The sequence below is a fragment of the Sulfuriflexus mobilis genome, assembly GCF_003967195.1.
Taxonomy (GTDB): Bacteria; Pseudomonadota; Gammaproteobacteria; order AKS1; family AKS1; genus Sulfuriflexus; species Sulfuriflexus mobilis.
The window spans coordinates 2,486,725-2,501,171 of sequence record NZ_AP018725.1 but is presented as its reverse complement, the minus strand read 5'-3'; the positions used below and the strand labels follow the sequence as shown (position 1 = coordinate 2,501,171).

The window sequence follows — 14,447 nt, the reverse complement described above, 5'->3', positions numbered from 1 at the left end:
AGGCCAATAAGAAGCTAGAATACATAAAATGATCACTAAATCTCCTGTTTGTAATGAGCGAGAAAATGCCAACTCTTGACGCCATCATGGCCCGTGTTCAGGACTGGTTTCTCATATTGCTGACCCCCGCTGGGGTCTGGCAACTTGGGGTCATTTGTGTGGCCGCTTTGTGCGGCTGGCTGGTGCATCGCTACTGGCAGGCACTGATCGAGCGTCGGCGAGGTGAACACAAAGGCTTTCGGCGTATGGCCGTGCGAGGTACCGGTCGTGCGGCGCTTCCGCTTATCGCCGCCGTGGTCGTGATCGCGGGTCGCGGAATACTGTCTCGCTTGGACATACAAACACACTTGCTGGATTTATTGGCCCCCTTACTCATTTCCCTCGCCATGATCCGCCTCATCGTCTATGTCCTGCGCCGTGCCTTTGGGCCGAGTCCCGCCTTGCGTGCATGGGAAGGGGTTATAGGTAGTCTGATATGGGCGGCGGTGGCTCTGCATTTGCTGGGTTGGTTGCCGGATGTACTTGCCGCACTTGATGGGCCTTCGCTAAACCTGGGCAATGCCCGTGTCTCAATTCTTTCTATTCTGAAACTTATACTTTCCGTAGCGGTACTCATGGTATTGGCTGGATGGGTGTCGCGTTATATCGAGCAGCGGGCCGCGCAATCTGAATACCTGAGCAGTAGCATGAAGGTCGGCCTAAGCAAGCTCAGCAAGGTTGTGCTGTATACCATTGCAGCGCTTATTGCCCTGAATTCGGTTGGTATTGATTTAACTACCTTGACGGTATTCGGTGGTGCACTGGGTGTTGGACTGGGTTTTGGTTTGCAACGTATTGCGAGCAACTTTATTAGTGGTTTTATTTTATTATTCGATCGTTCCATAAAACCGGGAGATGTCATCACGGTTGGTGAACGTTTTGGCTGGGTAGTCGCCTTGCATGCACGTTATATTGTAGTCCGTGATCGGGATGGTGTAGAAACCCTGATACCAAATGAGAACCTGATCACCTCGGAAGTCACTAATTGGAGTTATACCGATAAACATGTACGTGTCAAGGTGCCCGTACAGATCAGTTACCAGGATGACCCTGAACTGGCTATGCAGATCATGCTGGATGCCTGTACGGCAAACAAGAGGGTGCTTAATGAACCGAAGGCACAGGTACGGTTGTTGTCCTTTGGGGATAACGGTATCAACCTGGAACTAAGGTTATGGCTGGATGACCCGGAACAAGGCGTGGGCAGCGTCAAGTCTGATATAAACATGGCGATATGGCAGGGTTTCAAACTACACGGGGTTACCATCCCGTATCCACAACGCGATATTTATATGGTCGACCGCAAACAGTGAATCTAATAAATATCTTAAGGTGGCGTGTGAGTGACTAGTGTTTCACCTTTAATTTATTGGTGCGGCGGGTTAACTCTGCGCACCTTGTTAAAATGGCTACTCTTGTTCATCTCGATGTTTTTCGTTTTACCGGCCCTCTCCGCCGAGACGAGCAAAGACAATACGTTACGTATTGCCGCGGCCCGTTCCATTGTTAATACAACAGTCCTTGATCGTCTGCTCGCAGATTTTCAGTTGCTCCATCCCGATATTCAGATAAAGGTTGAGTCACTGGGTTCCTTGCAAGCGCACGAGATTGCCCGCCAGGGAAAAACGGATATCGCGATCACCCATTATCCACCGGAAGATGAACGCCTTTTACAGGAAGGTGTGGTCACCAAGCGCGCCCAGTTTATGTACAGTGAATTTGCCGTGTTTGGTCCACCCGGCGATGAACTGGGCCTGTTGCAGGAGCACAGTATCCAGGGGGTATTAAGAAAACTGGCAAACGCCAAGGCACCCTTTATCGTCCCCTCAACTCAGGGTGGTACCTATTTAAAGGTGGCTGAGTTATGGGCCATCGCCAAGGTGATCCCGAATTGGGAATGGTATCAGAATACGAATACTACGCCGCTGGGGACCTTGCGCCTGGCCGCCGAACAGGAGGCCTATGCGATCGCGGATATGGCCACTTATATCAACAGCCAGGCCGAGTTGTCCGAATACCTGGTACCGTTGTTTCGTGGCGGTTATGAACTGCGCAATGTCTTCAGTGCCATGGTCGTAAACGCGAGAATGGGGCCGGACATCAATACCAAAGCGGCGAATCTTCTCTATGACTACTTGATCTCCGAGCGTGGTCAGGAGGTAATCAATTATGTGAACCGGGAGATTCTGAAAACCCCCGTTTTTATCCCGGCCGCGAATCTTGACCCGATCCTATTGAAAGAACGTGCGCAAATAGACCTCCGGGCAGCAGAACGTAACCTGGTCATTCTGGTCTTGTTATTGGTGCTGGTATTGGGTCTGTTTGCGATCACTTTTTACCTGTCACGCAAGAACGACAAGCTTGAGAGGACACGAATCAAGGCTGAACTGGCCCGTCAGTTGGCCGAACATGCCAACCAGGCCAAGTCGGAATTTCTTTCACGAATGAGCCACGAACTGCGTACGCCGATGAATGCGATCCTCGGTTTCAGCCAGTTATTGACCATGCCTGAATACGATCAGAACCGTGAGGAAAATGTCCAGGAGGTCATCAAGGCCAGTGAGCACTTGATGGCACTGATAGATGATGTACTCGACCTTGCCAGGATCGAGGCAAGGAGAATCGAAGTTGTTGTCAGAGATATCAATCTGGCTGAGGTGGTGCAAGACAGTCTTAGCCTGACCGAAGCCATGCGTGAAAAACATGCAATTAAAGTCCATATCGAAGACGCCATGGACTTTTGCGTACGTGCCGATAGAACCCGCCTGCGTCAGGTGCTGGCAAACCTGCTGAGCAATGCCGTCAAGTACAACAAGCCGGGCGGAGAGATACGCCTTGCCTCCAGCCTGACAAGGGGGAACAAGGTTCGTGTCTCGATCAGGGATACCGGAATGGGGCTGAGTCAGGAACAGCAGACCCGACTGTTTCAGCCGTTTGAGCGCCTCGGTCAGGAACACAGCGGCATTGATGGCACGGGTATTGGACTGGTTATCAGCAAGAACCTGATCGAAGAGATGGGTGGTCGTATCGGCCTGGAGAGCAGGCCCGGCGAAGGTTGTCATTTCTGGATCGAACTGGAACTGGCCGAGCCCGCTGGACAATGACCCCTATTGCATTAAATAGAGTATTTTAATCAAATGCTTACAGGGGAAAACAGGCCTGTTTAGTTCTATTCTTGGGGGTATCAAGATTTTCTGGGGTAAAGGCGTTGTTTGTCTCCTTTTCAGTAGGCACAATGCCGCTACCTATTTTATCTCGATGCGGGGGAAAATCTCGTTTCGGTGGGTTTAACTAATAACGCTATTTTAAGGAATAACCATGAAACTGATTCTGTTAGGTGCGCCAGGCGCAGGTAAGGGTACGGTGGCAAAAATGTTGACTGAGCTGGATGGTGCTGTACAAATCTCGACAGGTGACATTCTGCGTGGTGCGGTGAAGGCCGGTACCGAACTGGGCAAGCAGGCCCAGGACTTCATGAACCGCGGTGACCTGGTGCCGGACGACCTGATCATGGGGATCATGGAAGACCGTCTGCAGGAAGATGATTGTGCCAAGGGTTTTCTTCTCGATGGTTTCCCACGCACCATCCCACAGGCCGAGGCACTCAAGGAATTATTGGCCCGTATCGGTGTGAAACTGGATATGGCCGTTAGCCTGGATGTGCCGCGTGATGTGATCCTCGATCGCCTGACCACGCGTCGTACCTGTTCAAACTCTGACTGCCAGGCCATTTATAATACCAAGAGCAGTCCGACCAAGGTCGAAGGCATCTGCGACAAGTGCGGTAGCCCAACCATCCAGCGTGAGGATGAAACCGTTGAGGCCATTAGTCACCGTCTGGAGACCTACAATGAAAAGACCGCACCACTGACCGGCTACTATGAAAAGGAAGGCCTGCTCATGAGTGTCAACGCGACATCCAGTGATGCCGTGGTGGCCGCTATCAAGGAGCGCCTGGGTAACTAGTCCCACCGGCCTTTCCGGAAAGACCCATCGGGGCGCTGCTTTTTTGCAGGCGCCCCGATTTTTTTGCCTGTCTTCAGGCGGTTATTTGTTGTTGCCTACTGGCACGTCTATACTGTTTCAGCAACCGGTAAGCCATAACCACATGGATAAGGGGTAAAACATGGCCAGGTGTTTCATATTGTTTCGCATAGCTACCGTTCTGGTAGTTTTTCTTGTTTATGGATGTACCGATAGCGAGGTGAGCACTAACCTGGCGGGTAAAACAAGGATTGCCGTTTCAAAAACCCCGCTTTCAGCACCGTTATATATCGCCGAGGCAAAGGGCTTTTTTAGAAAGCATGGCGTAAATGTGGAAATGATAGAGCTGGTGGGTGGCCACAGGTCTATGCAGGCCGTGCTGACAGGTAAAGCAGATATGGGTACTTCATCAGACTATCCTGTCATGATAAATAGTTTTACACGAGATGATTTTGCCGTGCTTGCCAGTTTTGTGAGTTCAGAAAACGATGTGAAACTCATGGCGAATCGGAAAAACGCCATTCATGTGGCGAGAGACTTGAAGGGTAAGACGATAGGTATCGTCAAAGGCGGCTCCAGCCATTATTTTCTCGACCGCTACCTGCTATTTAATGGTATGCAACTCAAGGATGTGACCACGATTCATATTAATCCAGAGGAAATGCCAGCCGCGTTGCAAGCCGGTAAAGTCGACGCGCTCTCTGTCTGGGAGCCATATGGCTATCTGGCACACAAGCGACTGGGCAGTGACCTTAATATTCTTTTGGAAATCAGTCCCTACCGGGAGACGTTTAACCTGATAACGGGCAAAAACTATACGAAAAATCATCCCGAGGCGGCCAGCAGGGTCTTGCGGGCGCTGAAAGACAGTGTTGAGTTTATGGCTAAAGAACCCGCGCAGGCACAGGAAATAGTCGTCAAGCGGCTCGGTCTTGATAGTGAGTTTATTGACTGGGTATGGAAGGATTATCAGTTTTTGCTGACGCTTGATCAGGCGCTGATTGTTACACTCGAGAACGAAGCAAGGTGGGCAGTCGAAAACAATATAGTCAGTGCCTCGGGTTTGCCGAATTATCTGGACTACATCCTCCCTGGCCCGTTAAAAGGAGTCGATGCCTCTGCAGTGACCTTGATTAACTAGGCTGTGGTAGCGTAATTTTTCATGTATATCAGGACCAAACTCTCAATCATGGCCATGGTCGCCTTTTTTACGGGCGTGTTAATTATGTTGCTGGTTGTCTGGACGGCGCATCAAACTTCCATCTATTTGCGCGCTGAGGGTCTGGTTGTGTCGGCGGCCAATGATGTCGGTGAACTGCTTGTGCTGACAGAAGACTATGCCCAGCATGGCAGCGAACGTGCGCTTTACCAGTGGCGAGTGAAATATAAAGATGTGGAAAGACTCATTGACCTGGCCGGCAGAGAGATAAATGAAAAAAAGATCGAGCTAAGTCATATAGCGAGCAGGCTTGTTCTTGTGAATAAGTTAATGCTTGAACTTGCCGATGCCTCCCGGCCAGTTAATAAAGATAATGACCTTGCCAATCGAGGCAGGATGTCGCGGGCGATTAGTCAACGCCTGCATGAGGAAATGCAGATTCTGTTTAATAATTCATTGCGCCTGTCTGACTATTTCCGGATGCGTATCGCTGACACCTATCAAACCACAAAAACCATAATACTCCTCGTCGTCATATTGTTTGTTGTCGCCATTATTGCCATATCGCTATGGCTGAGAACAGGTATTGTGGGGCCTATAAACAGGTTGCGCAGGGAAACCCACTATATTTCAAATGGCGAATTTGATAAGCGCATAGACAATACGTCGCAGGACGAAATCGGGGATTTATCCAGGTCATTCGACCGGATGTGCGAGCACTTGCAGGAGACGATGGTTTCTCATGATGAGCTTGAAAGACAGGTAGGTGAAAGAACCCGGGAACTCCGGGTAGCAAGGGACCTGGCTGAAAAGGCGAGTAGTAGTAAAACCGAACTGCTATCGAGAATGAGTCATGAACTGAGGACGCCACTTAACGCGATTATTGGCTATGCAAAACTTGTCGAAATGGATCCATCTCTTAGTGCACAAGTCAGGAAACATATATCGGAGGCATGTAAGGCAAGTAATCATCTGCTTCAGCTGGTTAATGAAGTACTCGATATAGCCAGGGTAGATAGCGGGGAAATATCGCTGGATATCACTGATCTGGATATTTCAGTTTTGGTGGCTGAGTGTGTGGCCCTGGTCATGCCTATGGCCGAGAACAGTGGGGTCGTGGTAAATGCCAGCCTTACTGAAGGCATGTCCGTCAAGGCCGATGGCTCGAGGTTGAAGCAAATAATTATTAATCTGCTCTCCAATGCGATTAAATATAACCGTGATAATGGCCGTGTTGATATTGCACTCGATATAAGCGATAAGAATAAACTGAGACTCACTGTAGAGGATACCGGGATCGGTATCCGCGAGGACAAGCAGCGAGAGGTCTTCGAGCCATTTCACCGTATTGCCTATGATGACAACCTCGTCGAGGGCTCGGGTATCGGCCTGACGATATCCAGGAAACTGGCCAATTCCATGGGTGGGGAGATTGGTTTCACAAGCACTTATGGTGAAGGCAGCTTGTTCTGGTTGGACTTGCCCCGCAACGGTTAATGTAATTAATGCCTGCTTTCCAGATACAGTTTGTTTGTCTACCCCAGCCCTTAGCGCATAATGGAATATAGCTTTATTATGCCACTCAGTACTAACGCTATCCGCGGAGTCAACCATGCAGCATTCCATTGAAGACCTCCTCGCCATCATGGCAACACTGCGCAACCCCGATAAGGGTTGCCCGTGGGATCTAAAACAGTCATTTTCCAGCATTGCACCCTATACGATCGAAGAGGCCTACGAGGTCAGTGATGCGATTGAACACGGGGATATGACCGAATTGCGTAATGAGCTTGGCGATCTGCTGTTCCAGGTGGTGTTCTATGCGCAATTAGGCAAGGAAAACAATGCGTTTGATTTTATCGATATCGTCGATGGCATATGCCGCAAGATGCTACGTCGCCATCCACATGTATTTGCTGGTGCGGACTACAGTAGCGAAGAGGCGCTGCACGCCGCCTGGGAAAGCGAGAAGGAGAGGGAACGGGCAGACAACAGGGCTACAGGGGCATTGGCTGGGGTGGCGCTGGCCTTGCCGGCACTGATGCGCGCGGCAAAATTACAAAAACGTGCCGCGCGCGTCGGTTTTGATTGGCCGGATACACAAGGGGTACTGGCCAAGTGCCGGGAGGAGTTTGCCGAGTTTGAGGCCGAAGTGGCACAGGGTAATCCGCAGGCAATACAGGAAGAGTTTGGTGATCTGGTTTTCAGTCTGGTGAATCTGTCACGACACCTGCATATTGATGCCGAGCAGTCCCTGCGTCAGGCGAATAAAAAATTTGAACGGCGTTTTCGGCAGATGGAGACCCTGTTCAGCGATAGCGGTCGGGACCTTGGACAGGCGAGTCCGGAGGAGATGGATACCGCCTGGGAGCAGGTCAAGCAACAGACACCCGCCGCTTGAAGGGTGTATAAGTCTGTTACTATAGGCTTAACGAAGCGAGCAGGTACACGAACATGTCCGATGAAGATGAAGTCTTTGAACAAGCCTTTCAGCACACGGTTGAATTTGGCAACAGTATGGCAAAGGACGATGAGCAGGCACACCCCTGGGATATTTCAGATGGCCTGCTGGCCGGGGCCATCCAGTACTGGTTGTTTACCCACCAGCCCTGTGGCGACCCCCTGTGCGAGGACTGTGCGCCGGTAAGCACGGCCGAGAACCGCCTCAAGGAGCTTCAACAGCTGGTCCAGGAGTATGCCGAGGAGAGCCAGTACTTTCATTCCCCACATGATATCAACGTCGGCCGCGCCTAAGGGACCGTCGTATGCGATATCGTGAAGTGGAAGACGTCTCCGCGCTCGGCCCACCGATAGCCGATCATCTCGCCGATGCAACGGTCTTTGTGACCCTCTTGATCAGTATCCTATTTATTGCCATGGGCCGTTTTGGGCGTCAGCGCTGGCTGGTGCATTGGGGTGGGCTCAGCATTGTTGCCTGTCTGGCCTATTTTTTTGTCGTGGCCACCGATGCGGTGTAGGCACCGACAAAGCCTATTATGAAACTGGTCGATACCCACTGCCATCTCGATTTTCCCGCCTTTGACGCAGACCGGGCAGAGGTATTGGCTACGTGTCGACGCCTGGGCGTGGCCCAGGTCATTATCCCGGCCGTCGCCCGTTCGAACTGGGCAAAGGTCCTGGAACTTTGTGAACAAAATGACGCCCTCTACCCGGCCCTGGGCCTGCACCCGGTGTTTACCGAACAACACCGGGACAGTGACCTGCTGGAACTGGAAAAGCGACTTTCCAGTCATCGTCAAGAAGTGGTTGCGGTGGGTGAGATCGGCCTGGATTTTTATATCGACAAACCCGACAAACAAAGGCAGTCGGCACTCTTCGAGGCGCAGTTGCAGCTTGCCCGGCAGGCGGACCTGCCCGTGGTCCTGCATGTACGCAAGGCCCATGACCAGGTGCTGGGGTTTTTACAGGGTGTCGGTGTCAAGGGGGGGACGGCGCATGCCTTTAATGGCAGCCTGCAGCAGGCAAAAAAATATATCGAGCTGGGTTTCAAACTGGGATTCGGCGGTACCCTGACGTATGCCAATGCCAGAAAGATACAGGCCCTGGCAAAGGCTTTACCGCTGGAGAGTATTGTCTTCGAGACCGATGCCCCAGATATGGTTGTGGCCAGTCATAAAGGGCAACGTAACAGCCCGATCTATTTACCAGAGATACTGCAGGCCCTCGCCGGCTTGCGTAGTGAAACCGTGCAACAGCTTGCCGAACAAACTACGGCCAATGCCCACGCCGTTTTTTCTTTAGCGTAAGGTGATATGACAAGCGAAACCTATAACAACCGATTCTCGGGTATGGGCCGGCTCTACGGCCAGCCGGCAATGGAAATACTTCACGCCATGCATGTCTGTATCGTCGGACTTGGCGGGGTCGGTTCATGGGCAGTCGAGGCGCTGGCACGTTCCGGTGTTGGCAGGTTGACCCTGATTGATTACGACACGATTGCCGAGAGTAATATTAACCGGCAAATCCATGCCGGCACGACTAGTCTGGATATAAAGAAGAGCCTGGCACTGGCAGAGCGGGTGAAAGACATTAACCCCGACTGTGAGTGCAAAATTATCGACGATTACCTTACCGCGGATAACCTGTTTGATTATATGAGCACAGACTATGACTATGTCATTGATGCCATCGATAGCATCAAGTTCAAGTCGGCCATGATCTATCACTGTAAACGCAACAAGATCCCGATCATCACCACCGGTGGTGCCGGTGGCCTGACTGACCCTACGCAGATAGGCATTCGTGACCTGAACAAAACCTACAATGACCCTCTAGCGGCCAAGGTGCGTTCACAATTACGCAGCAGTTACGGTTTTACCCGCAATACCAAACGTTATTTCGGCATCGAGTGTGTTTACTCCACCGAACAGCAGCGCTACCCAAAGGAAGACGGTAGTATTGGTTTTGAGAAGCCGGGTATTCATGGTGTCTCGCTGGACTGTAATCTTGGCTATGGTTCGGTGACGATGGTCACGGCGACTTTCGGTTTCATTGCCGCGGCACGCGTGATTGAAAAGACTTTGAAAAAGCACATGAAGGCTAACGCGTCCACCCATTCTGCATAGTAAGAATTAATACCCGCGCACTGTCTGTACCCTTGCGGGGTCCGAATTTTCTTCTATTTTTCGTCACCAGTGAGGTGGCGAAGAAAGTCTTGATATTCCCGACTATGCCAGGCCTGTCCGCCAATGACGACATAGCGGATCATGCCCTGCGGGTCGACCAGATAGGTGGAGGGCAGGCCGCGTGGTTGCCAGGCCTCGGTGACCAGGCCGTCGTAATCCATGAGGGTATTGATCTCCGGGGCGACACTGCCAAGAAAGGTGAACACGGTATCATCGGACTCCGCGGTATTCACAATTGCAAAGCTCAGGGGGCTATCGGCCATCCCGGCAATCAGCTTTTCGATACTCGGTATCTCGCGTCGGCAGGGACCGCACCAGCTGGCCCAGAAGTGAACGAAGGCCCATTGCCTGCCGGCCTTGTCCAGATCGAAGCTTTGCCCATCCATGTTCTGCAGCACCAGTGGCGGGGCCGGACGCGGACTGACCGCGATGACACCCTTGGGCAGTGACAGGGGCGCGGCGCACAGCACCTGCCCGGCGGTGAAGAGCAATACGATGAACAAGAGTTTTTTCATGGAGAGTCTCCCGCACAACGCAGGTTTTTCATTTCAACATGGATGGCAGGGCCCTGTCGGTCTTTACCGGTGGCAAAGCGCGCCTTGAGGGTAAAGGCCTTATCGGTGCGCGGCAGGGTGATATTGCCGCCTTCGCGCTCATCGGGTTGAAAGTCCAGCTCGGCCGGTAACAGGGTCCAGCGGAAGGTCGACTGGTAGGCGAGTGGTAGTTTCATGGCCTGCCAACGCTGCTGCCAGGCCTCGCGGCTAATCGCCTGCAGCGGGCCGCCATCATCTGTCTGGAACTGCCAGTTGGCGGTGTCCAGCCAGAGGCTGCCCTGTGTTTTGTTGTGCAGACCAACCGTGAAAAAACAGGCCTCGCGGGTCTGGCTTATGGCCTCGGCGGGAAAGCCGCGACCCTCATAAAAGGCGGCCATTTGCTGGGCACTGCGTGGGATCAGCACGAGTTTTAACGCTTTGGTTTCAAAGACCTGCTGCGCAGGCGTGGCGGCCTGTAGCACGGCTGGGGACAGCAAGCCCAGCGACAGGCCTAATATCATGGTCATGCTTAGGGTAGATTGGCTATGCATAATTGGGCATGATGCGGGGATCTCCTCTCTGCCTAGTGTAGCCGAGGCTGCCTGCGGCGGAAATGAAATTGATCCAGATCAACGTTATTGGCCGGATAGTATATTAGTATTTTCTTATGAACATAAATGAAGGAATTCCTCTCATGCGTGGATATGTGAGTAAAGGCCTGTGGCGTGTGCTTCTGGCCCTCTCTACAGGGTTGATGCTGTCAGTGGCCGTAGCCGCCCCGGATGGCGAGGCCCTGTATGACCAGAACTGTGCCAGTTGCCATGGCTATGACGGCCAGGGTGGCGTCGGTATCCCGCTGGCGCTGCCGGCCTTCCTGAAAAGCGTGCCGGATGAGTACCTCTTCAAGACCATCCGTTATGGGCGCGAGGGACGGGTGATGCCGCCGTTCAAATACCTGAGTGACGCGCAAATAGAGGCTATTGTTAAGTATGTGCGCGGTTTTGCCACGGTGCCGGCCGCTGCCGTCACACTGAGTTCGGTGCGCGGTGACGAGAAAAACGGCGCTCGCCTGTATACAAAGTACTGCGCCAGTTGCCACGGTGCCAACGGTGAGGGGGGCAAGGGTACCGGCGTGACCTTCTCGCGGCCGCGTGACCTGCCGGTGATCGCTCCGGCCCTGAACAATAAGGGTTTTCTCGCCGCGGCCTCGGACAGTATGATCAAGATGACCCTGATGAACGGGCGTGAAGGTACGCCGATGCAGTCTTTTCTCAAGCTGGGCCTGAGCGAAACGGACATTAATGACATCGTCACCCATGTTCGCCATTTTGAGCGCAGTGAGATTAGCAGTATCTCAATTAATAATGATAAGGAGCAGGCAGTACTGGTGCAGGACTCACCCTACGATTTGGAGACCACCGTCAATAATGTCAAGGCGGCGGCGGTAGCGGCCAATTATCGCATTATCCTCACTCAGCCATTTGACAAGGGTCTGGCAAAGGAGGGCAAGGAGTCACAGAAGGAGGTAGTTATCTATTTCTGTAACTTCGGTCTGTTAAATAGTGTCTTGGCACTGGACCCACGTGTCGGCATCTTCCTGCCCTGTCGGGTCACGGTTGTAGAACGTGAGGGCAAGGTCAAGGTCATGTCGATCAACCCACGCCATATGAGCGCCTTGTACAACAATACTGAGCTGGATAAGGCCTGTGATGAAATGACGGCTATTTACAAAAATATCCTTGAGGAGGCCACACTATGAAACGCTTATTATTAATTGGCCTGCTCGTTTGTTCATGGTTGGCGGGCCCTGCCTATGCCGAAGACCTGCTGATGTTCCGCTCCAAGCAGACCTTCCCGGAGGCGATGCTGGCCTTACAGGGTTCGATTGTCGAGCATGGCTATATCGTCAGCCGGGTACAACGCGTTGATATCGGTCTGACCAAGTCGGGTTACAAGACGGACAAGTACCGGATCGTCTTCTTTGGCAAGCCCAGTGAGGTCAATGCCATCAAGTTTGCCGAACCGGAATTGATCCCCTATCTGCCCCTGAAGATCGCCATCTTTGCCGAAGGCCAGGAGACGATGTTAGTGGCAGCAAACCCCGTGCAGTACGCGAGTTTTGTCCGCAATACGAATATTGCGGACATACTCAAACGATGGGAGAACGACCTGCGCTCGATCTTTAACGACGTACAGTAAGCAGTTTAATGGTGATGACCGTCCGGGCCATGCACGTGGCCATGGGCGATCTCTTCTTCCGAGGCGTCACGGATATCCATCACCTTGACTTCGAAAAACAGAGTGACACCTGCCAGCGGGTGATTACCATCAACGGTGACGTTACCGTCTTCGACGGCGGTAACCGTGACGACGACGGGTTGGCCATCCGGGCTGGCGGCGTGGAACTGGCGGCCGACTTCAATATCCTCGGCATCATCAAACATCTCTATAGAAACAACCTGGCTCATTTCCGGGTTGCGTTCACCATAGCCCTCAGCGGGCTCAACGGTAACGGATAGTTCATCATTAACAGACTTGCTGGTCAGGGCCTTCTCAAGGCCCGGGATGATGTTGCTGGCGCCATGAAGATAGACGAAACTGCCGTCTTGTGAACTGTCGATAACCGTGTCCTGGTCATCGCGAAGGGTGTAATTCAGGGTAACAACCTTTTTATCGGCAATTTGCATGGAGAATCCTTAGCTGGGGGATGAAAATAGAAACGCTAAGAATACCAGTTTGCCGGGGAAAAATAAAAAATGTCGTTTTTTCCCGATTTATCTATGCTTATCCCTATATAATAAGCTTATGAGTCGTATCCCCGTAGACCCTTACACCGATATCGTCGAGGAACATTTCGCGGTCATTTATGCGCCTCGCCGCCACCGCGACCGCTTCCCGGAAAACTGCGTGCAGGTCATGGAATCCGAGCAGGCCGCACGGGAGGCCGAGGACCCTGAGAAGAACTTCTTTGCCGCCCGGGTTGTGGGACCCTCGCGCTCTTCCGAGGGCTTGCGGCTGTATTACCTGGAGGCCTGGCTGGGCAAATAGAAAGTGGCTATTTTACCAGCTTGCTGTACTTGGAACCCTCCAGGGTCAGGTTAAACATCAGGCCCTTGTTACCGAAGACGAAGGCCACGATCGGGTCCTTGATGGTACTGGTATCGATTGTGCCGCCGGCACCGAGTTCTACGAGTGCGACGGAACCATCCACCCCGGCCTCCCAGCCATCACTTTTACGGAATTTGCTCAGGGCTGACTTACTGGTAAAGACGAGGATCACGGTTTTTGACTGTGCGCCCAGCTGGAAGCCGATTGAGGCGGCAGCCGTGCTGTAGTAATCGACAGTCTTACCCTTGATTAATAATGCCCCCTCACCGTATTCGCCACCGATACCAAAACCGGCCTTGATCACGCTCGGAAAGACCAGTATACCTTCGGCGATAGCGGCAAACTTTTTTGCCCCCCCGACGTCCTTGTAAAAACGTTGCAGGGCCTCTTCGACCTCAACATCGATGACGCGCTTCGATGCGGCCAATGCTGGTTGGCTGGTGAGCAGGCCAATACATAAGAGCAGGGAAAAAAGCGGATAGTAAACATGATTTAGCCAGCGCATGGTTGATCCTCCTTATGGTCTTTACCCGACAATAGTGTTCTCGGGCTTGCCTGTAAAGCCCCTATTCCCGTGAGAGAGAAAAAGCGGTATCTTCATGATGAATTATCAGCATGGGGTGGTATATGAATGAGCGTTTGATGGTGTTACCGGCAAAACATTTCGAGCATCTTCGCGTGCTACGCATGCCAGAGGATATGGAAGAACACGAGGCATTTCGCCATGCCACCGGGGTGATCGCCGGTGTGCAAGAGAGCAATGTCAATTGTAACTGGGAAGACGTGGCTGAGGCACTCGAAGAACACGGCTTCGAGGCGGTCGAGTTTGTCCTTGGACCTGAGCTGGAATGCCCTCCCGAGTAATTAATGAGTAAGCCCCCAGGCATTCACAAAGACATTGGTGAGATGACGTCAGTTAGCGCAAGCGGATGCAGAACTCGGTACGCCGCGTTGTATTGTCTGCGCGGAGAAATTCGG

Annotated in this window: 18 protein-coding genes; 14 read left to right on the top strand and 4 right to left on the bottom strand. The window is 52.3% G+C overall.

Annotated elements, in window-relative coordinates; genetic code table 11:
• Positions 1–65: 65 nt before the first annotated feature.
• The 10 genes from EL386_RS12400 (at position 66) to tcdA (ending at position 9,768) form a co-directional block, all read left to right on the top strand.
• Positions 66–1,352 (top strand): mechanosensitive ion channel family protein, encoded by a 1,287-nt coding sequence (locus EL386_RS12400; RefSeq protein WP_197722084.1) that lies wholly within the window; start codon positions 66–68, stop codon positions 1,350–1,352.
• Positions 1,353–1,466: 114 nt separating this feature from the next.
• Entirely contained in the window at positions 1,467–3,143 is a 1,677-nt protein-coding gene (locus EL386_RS12395; RefSeq protein ID WP_126456554.1) for an ATP-binding protein, read from the top strand.
• Between the two features lie 214 nt (positions 3,144–3,357).
• Positions 3,358–4,005: an adenylate kinase gene (locus EL386_RS12390; protein WP_126456553.1), complete on the top strand. Its 648-nt coding sequence runs from the start codon at positions 3,358–3,360 to the stop codon at positions 4,003–4,005.
• Between the two features lie 178 nt (positions 4,006–4,183).
• Positions 4,184–5,164 (top strand): ABC transporter substrate-binding protein, encoded by a 981-nt coding sequence (locus EL386_RS12385; RefSeq protein WP_172597722.1) that lies wholly within the window; start codon positions 4,184–4,186, stop codon positions 5,162–5,164.
• 21 nt (positions 5,165–5,185) lie between these two features.
• Positions 5,186–6,679, top strand: a complete 1,494-nt coding sequence (locus EL386_RS12380; protein WP_126456551.1) for a sensor histidine kinase — start codon at positions 5,186–5,188, stop codon at positions 6,677–6,679.
• A 115-nt stretch (positions 6,680–6,794) separates the two neighbouring features.
• Complete coding sequence (gene mazG / locus EL386_RS12375) at positions 6,795–7,583, top strand: nucleoside triphosphate pyrophosphohydrolase (protein WP_126456550.1); 789 nt, start codon at positions 6,795–6,797, stop codon at positions 7,581–7,583.
• A 53-nt stretch (positions 7,584–7,636) separates the two neighbouring features.
• Positions 7,637–7,936, top strand: a complete 300-nt coding sequence (locus tag EL386_RS12370; RefSeq protein ID WP_126456549.1) for a hypothetical protein — start codon at positions 7,637–7,639, stop codon at positions 7,934–7,936.
• Between the two features lie 11 nt (positions 7,937–7,947).
• A complete protein-coding gene (locus EL386_RS12365) occupies positions 7,948–8,160 on the top strand; it encodes a hypothetical protein (protein WP_126456548.1) in 213 nt (70 codons plus the stop codon).
• An 18-nt stretch (positions 8,161–8,178) separates the two neighbouring features.
• A complete protein-coding gene (locus EL386_RS12360; protein ID WP_126456547.1) occupies positions 8,179–8,949 on the top strand; it encodes a TatD family hydrolase in 771 nt (256 codons plus the stop codon).
• Between the two features lie 6 nt (positions 8,950–8,955).
• Complete coding sequence (gene tcdA / locus EL386_RS12355) at positions 8,956–9,768, top strand: tRNA cyclic N6-threonylcarbamoyladenosine(37) synthase TcdA (RefSeq protein ID WP_126456546.1); 813 nt, start codon at positions 8,956–8,958, stop codon at positions 9,766–9,768.
• 53 nt (positions 9,769–9,821) lie between these two features.
• Here the strand turns inward: tcdA and EL386_RS12350 are convergent, their stop codons facing one another.
• Together EL386_RS12350 and EL386_RS12345 are read right to left on the bottom strand one after the other, a co-directional pair.
• On the bottom strand, positions 9,822–10,343 hold the full coding sequence (locus EL386_RS12350; RefSeq protein WP_126456545.1) for a TlpA family protein disulfide reductase: 522 nt from the start codon (positions 10,341–10,343) through the stop codon (positions 9,822–9,824).
• Positions 10,340–10,888 carry a hypothetical protein gene (locus tag EL386_RS12345; RefSeq protein ID WP_126456544.1) on the bottom strand — a complete coding sequence of 183 codons (549 nt, stop codon included), beginning with the start codon at positions 10,886–10,888 and terminating at the stop codon, positions 10,340–10,342. Before EL386_RS12345 ends, EL386_RS12350 begins: the two co-directional genes overlap by 4 nt.
• A 167-nt stretch (positions 10,889–11,055) precedes the next feature.
• On the opposite strand from EL386_RS12345, the gene EL386_RS12340 reads away from it, so the two are divergent.
• The gene (locus tag EL386_RS12340; protein WP_126456543.1) at positions 11,056–12,120 is read left to right on the top strand and encodes a c-type cytochrome; all 1,065 of its coding nucleotides are present in this window, start codon (positions 11,056–11,058) and stop codon (positions 12,118–12,120) included.
• Positions 12,117–12,560, top strand: a complete 444-nt coding sequence (locus tag EL386_RS12335) for a DUF302 domain-containing protein (protein WP_126456542.1) — start codon at positions 12,117–12,119, stop codon at positions 12,558–12,560. Before EL386_RS12340 ends, EL386_RS12335 begins: the two co-directional genes overlap by 4 nt.
• A 5-nt stretch (positions 12,561–12,565) precedes the next feature.
• Here the strand turns inward: EL386_RS12335 and EL386_RS12330 are convergent, their stop codons facing one another.
• On the bottom strand, positions 12,566–13,048 hold the full coding sequence (locus EL386_RS12330; RefSeq protein WP_126456541.1) for an FKBP-type peptidyl-prolyl cis-trans isomerase: 483 nt from the start codon (positions 13,046–13,048) through the stop codon (positions 12,566–12,568).
• Between the two features lie 118 nt (positions 13,049–13,166).
• On the opposite strand from EL386_RS12330, the gene EL386_RS12325 reads away from it, so the two are divergent.
• Positions 13,167–13,409 (top strand): hypothetical protein, encoded by a 243-nt coding sequence (locus EL386_RS12325; protein WP_126456540.1) that lies wholly within the window; start codon positions 13,167–13,169, stop codon positions 13,407–13,409.
• A 7-nt stretch (positions 13,410–13,416) separates the two neighbouring features.
• Here EL386_RS12325 and EL386_RS12320 read toward each other — a convergent pair whose 3' ends face one another.
• Positions 13,417–13,974, bottom strand: a complete 558-nt coding sequence (locus tag EL386_RS12320; protein WP_126456539.1) for a BPSL1445 family SYLF domain-containing lipoprotein — start codon at positions 13,972–13,974, stop codon at positions 13,417–13,419.
• Positions 13,975–14,096: 122 nt separating this feature from the next.
• Here EL386_RS12320 and EL386_RS12315 point away from each other — a divergent pair, with 122 nt between their 5' ends.
• Positions 14,097–14,333, top strand: coding sequence for a hypothetical protein (locus EL386_RS12315; protein WP_126456538.1), 237 nt, complete (start codon positions 14,097–14,099; stop codon positions 14,331–14,333).
• Positions 14,334–14,447: the final 114 nt, after the last annotated feature.

Excerpts from the sequence above, each read along its gene's own strand:
- EL386_RS12320 (WP_126456539.1), bottom strand. The coding sequence starts at position 13,974 with ATGCGCTGGCTAAATCATGTTTACTATCCGCTTTTTTCCCTGCTCTTA.
- EL386_RS12380 (WP_126456551.1), top strand. The coding sequence starts at position 5,186 with ATGTATATCAGGACCAAACTCTCAATCATGGCCATGGTCGCCTTTTTT.
- EL386_RS12315 (WP_126456538.1), top strand. The coding sequence starts at position 14,097 with ATGAATGAGCGTTTGATGGTGTTACCGGCAAAACATTTCGAGCATCTT.
- EL386_RS12345 (WP_126456544.1), bottom strand. The coding sequence starts at position 10,888 with ATGACCATGATATTAGGCCTGTCGCTGGGCTTGCTGTCCCCAGCCGTG.
- EL386_RS12395 (WP_126456554.1), top strand. The coding sequence starts at position 1,467 with ATGTTTTTCGTTTTACCGGCCCTCTCCGCCGAGACGAGCAAAGACAAT.
- mazG (WP_126456550.1), top strand. The coding sequence starts at position 6,795 with ATGCAGCATTCCATTGAAGACCTCCTCGCCATCATGGCAACACTGCGC.
- EL386_RS12400 (WP_197722084.1), top strand. The coding sequence starts at position 66 with ATGCCAACTCTTGACGCCATCATGGCCCGTGTTCAGGACTGGTTTCTC.
- EL386_RS12350 (WP_126456545.1), bottom strand. The coding sequence starts at position 10,343 with ATGAAAAAACTCTTGTTCATCGTATTGCTCTTCACCGCCGGGCAGGTG.
- tcdA (WP_126456546.1), top strand. The coding sequence starts at position 8,956 with ATGACAAGCGAAACCTATAACAACCGATTCTCGGGTATGGGCCGGCTC.
- EL386_RS12365 (WP_126456548.1), top strand. The coding sequence starts at position 7,948 with ATGCGATATCGTGAAGTGGAAGACGTCTCCGCGCTCGGCCCACCGATA.
- EL386_RS12360 (WP_126456547.1), top strand. The coding sequence starts at position 8,179 with ATGAAACTGGTCGATACCCACTGCCATCTCGATTTTCCCGCCTTTGAC.
- EL386_RS12325 (WP_126456540.1), top strand. The coding sequence starts at position 13,167 with ATGAGTCGTATCCCCGTAGACCCTTACACCGATATCGTCGAGGAACAT.
- EL386_RS12330 (WP_126456541.1), bottom strand. The coding sequence starts at position 13,048 with ATGCAAATTGCCGATAAAAAGGTTGTTACCCTGAATTACACCCTTCGC.
- EL386_RS12370 (WP_126456549.1), top strand. The coding sequence starts at position 7,637 with ATGTCCGATGAAGATGAAGTCTTTGAACAAGCCTTTCAGCACACGGTT.
- EL386_RS12390 (WP_126456553.1), top strand. The coding sequence starts at position 3,358 with ATGAAACTGATTCTGTTAGGTGCGCCAGGCGCAGGTAAGGGTACGGTG.
- EL386_RS12340 (WP_126456543.1), top strand. The coding sequence starts at position 11,056 with ATGCGTGGATATGTGAGTAAAGGCCTGTGGCGTGTGCTTCTGGCCCTC.
- EL386_RS12335 (WP_126456542.1), top strand. The coding sequence starts at position 12,117 with ATGAAACGCTTATTATTAATTGGCCTGCTCGTTTGTTCATGGTTGGCG.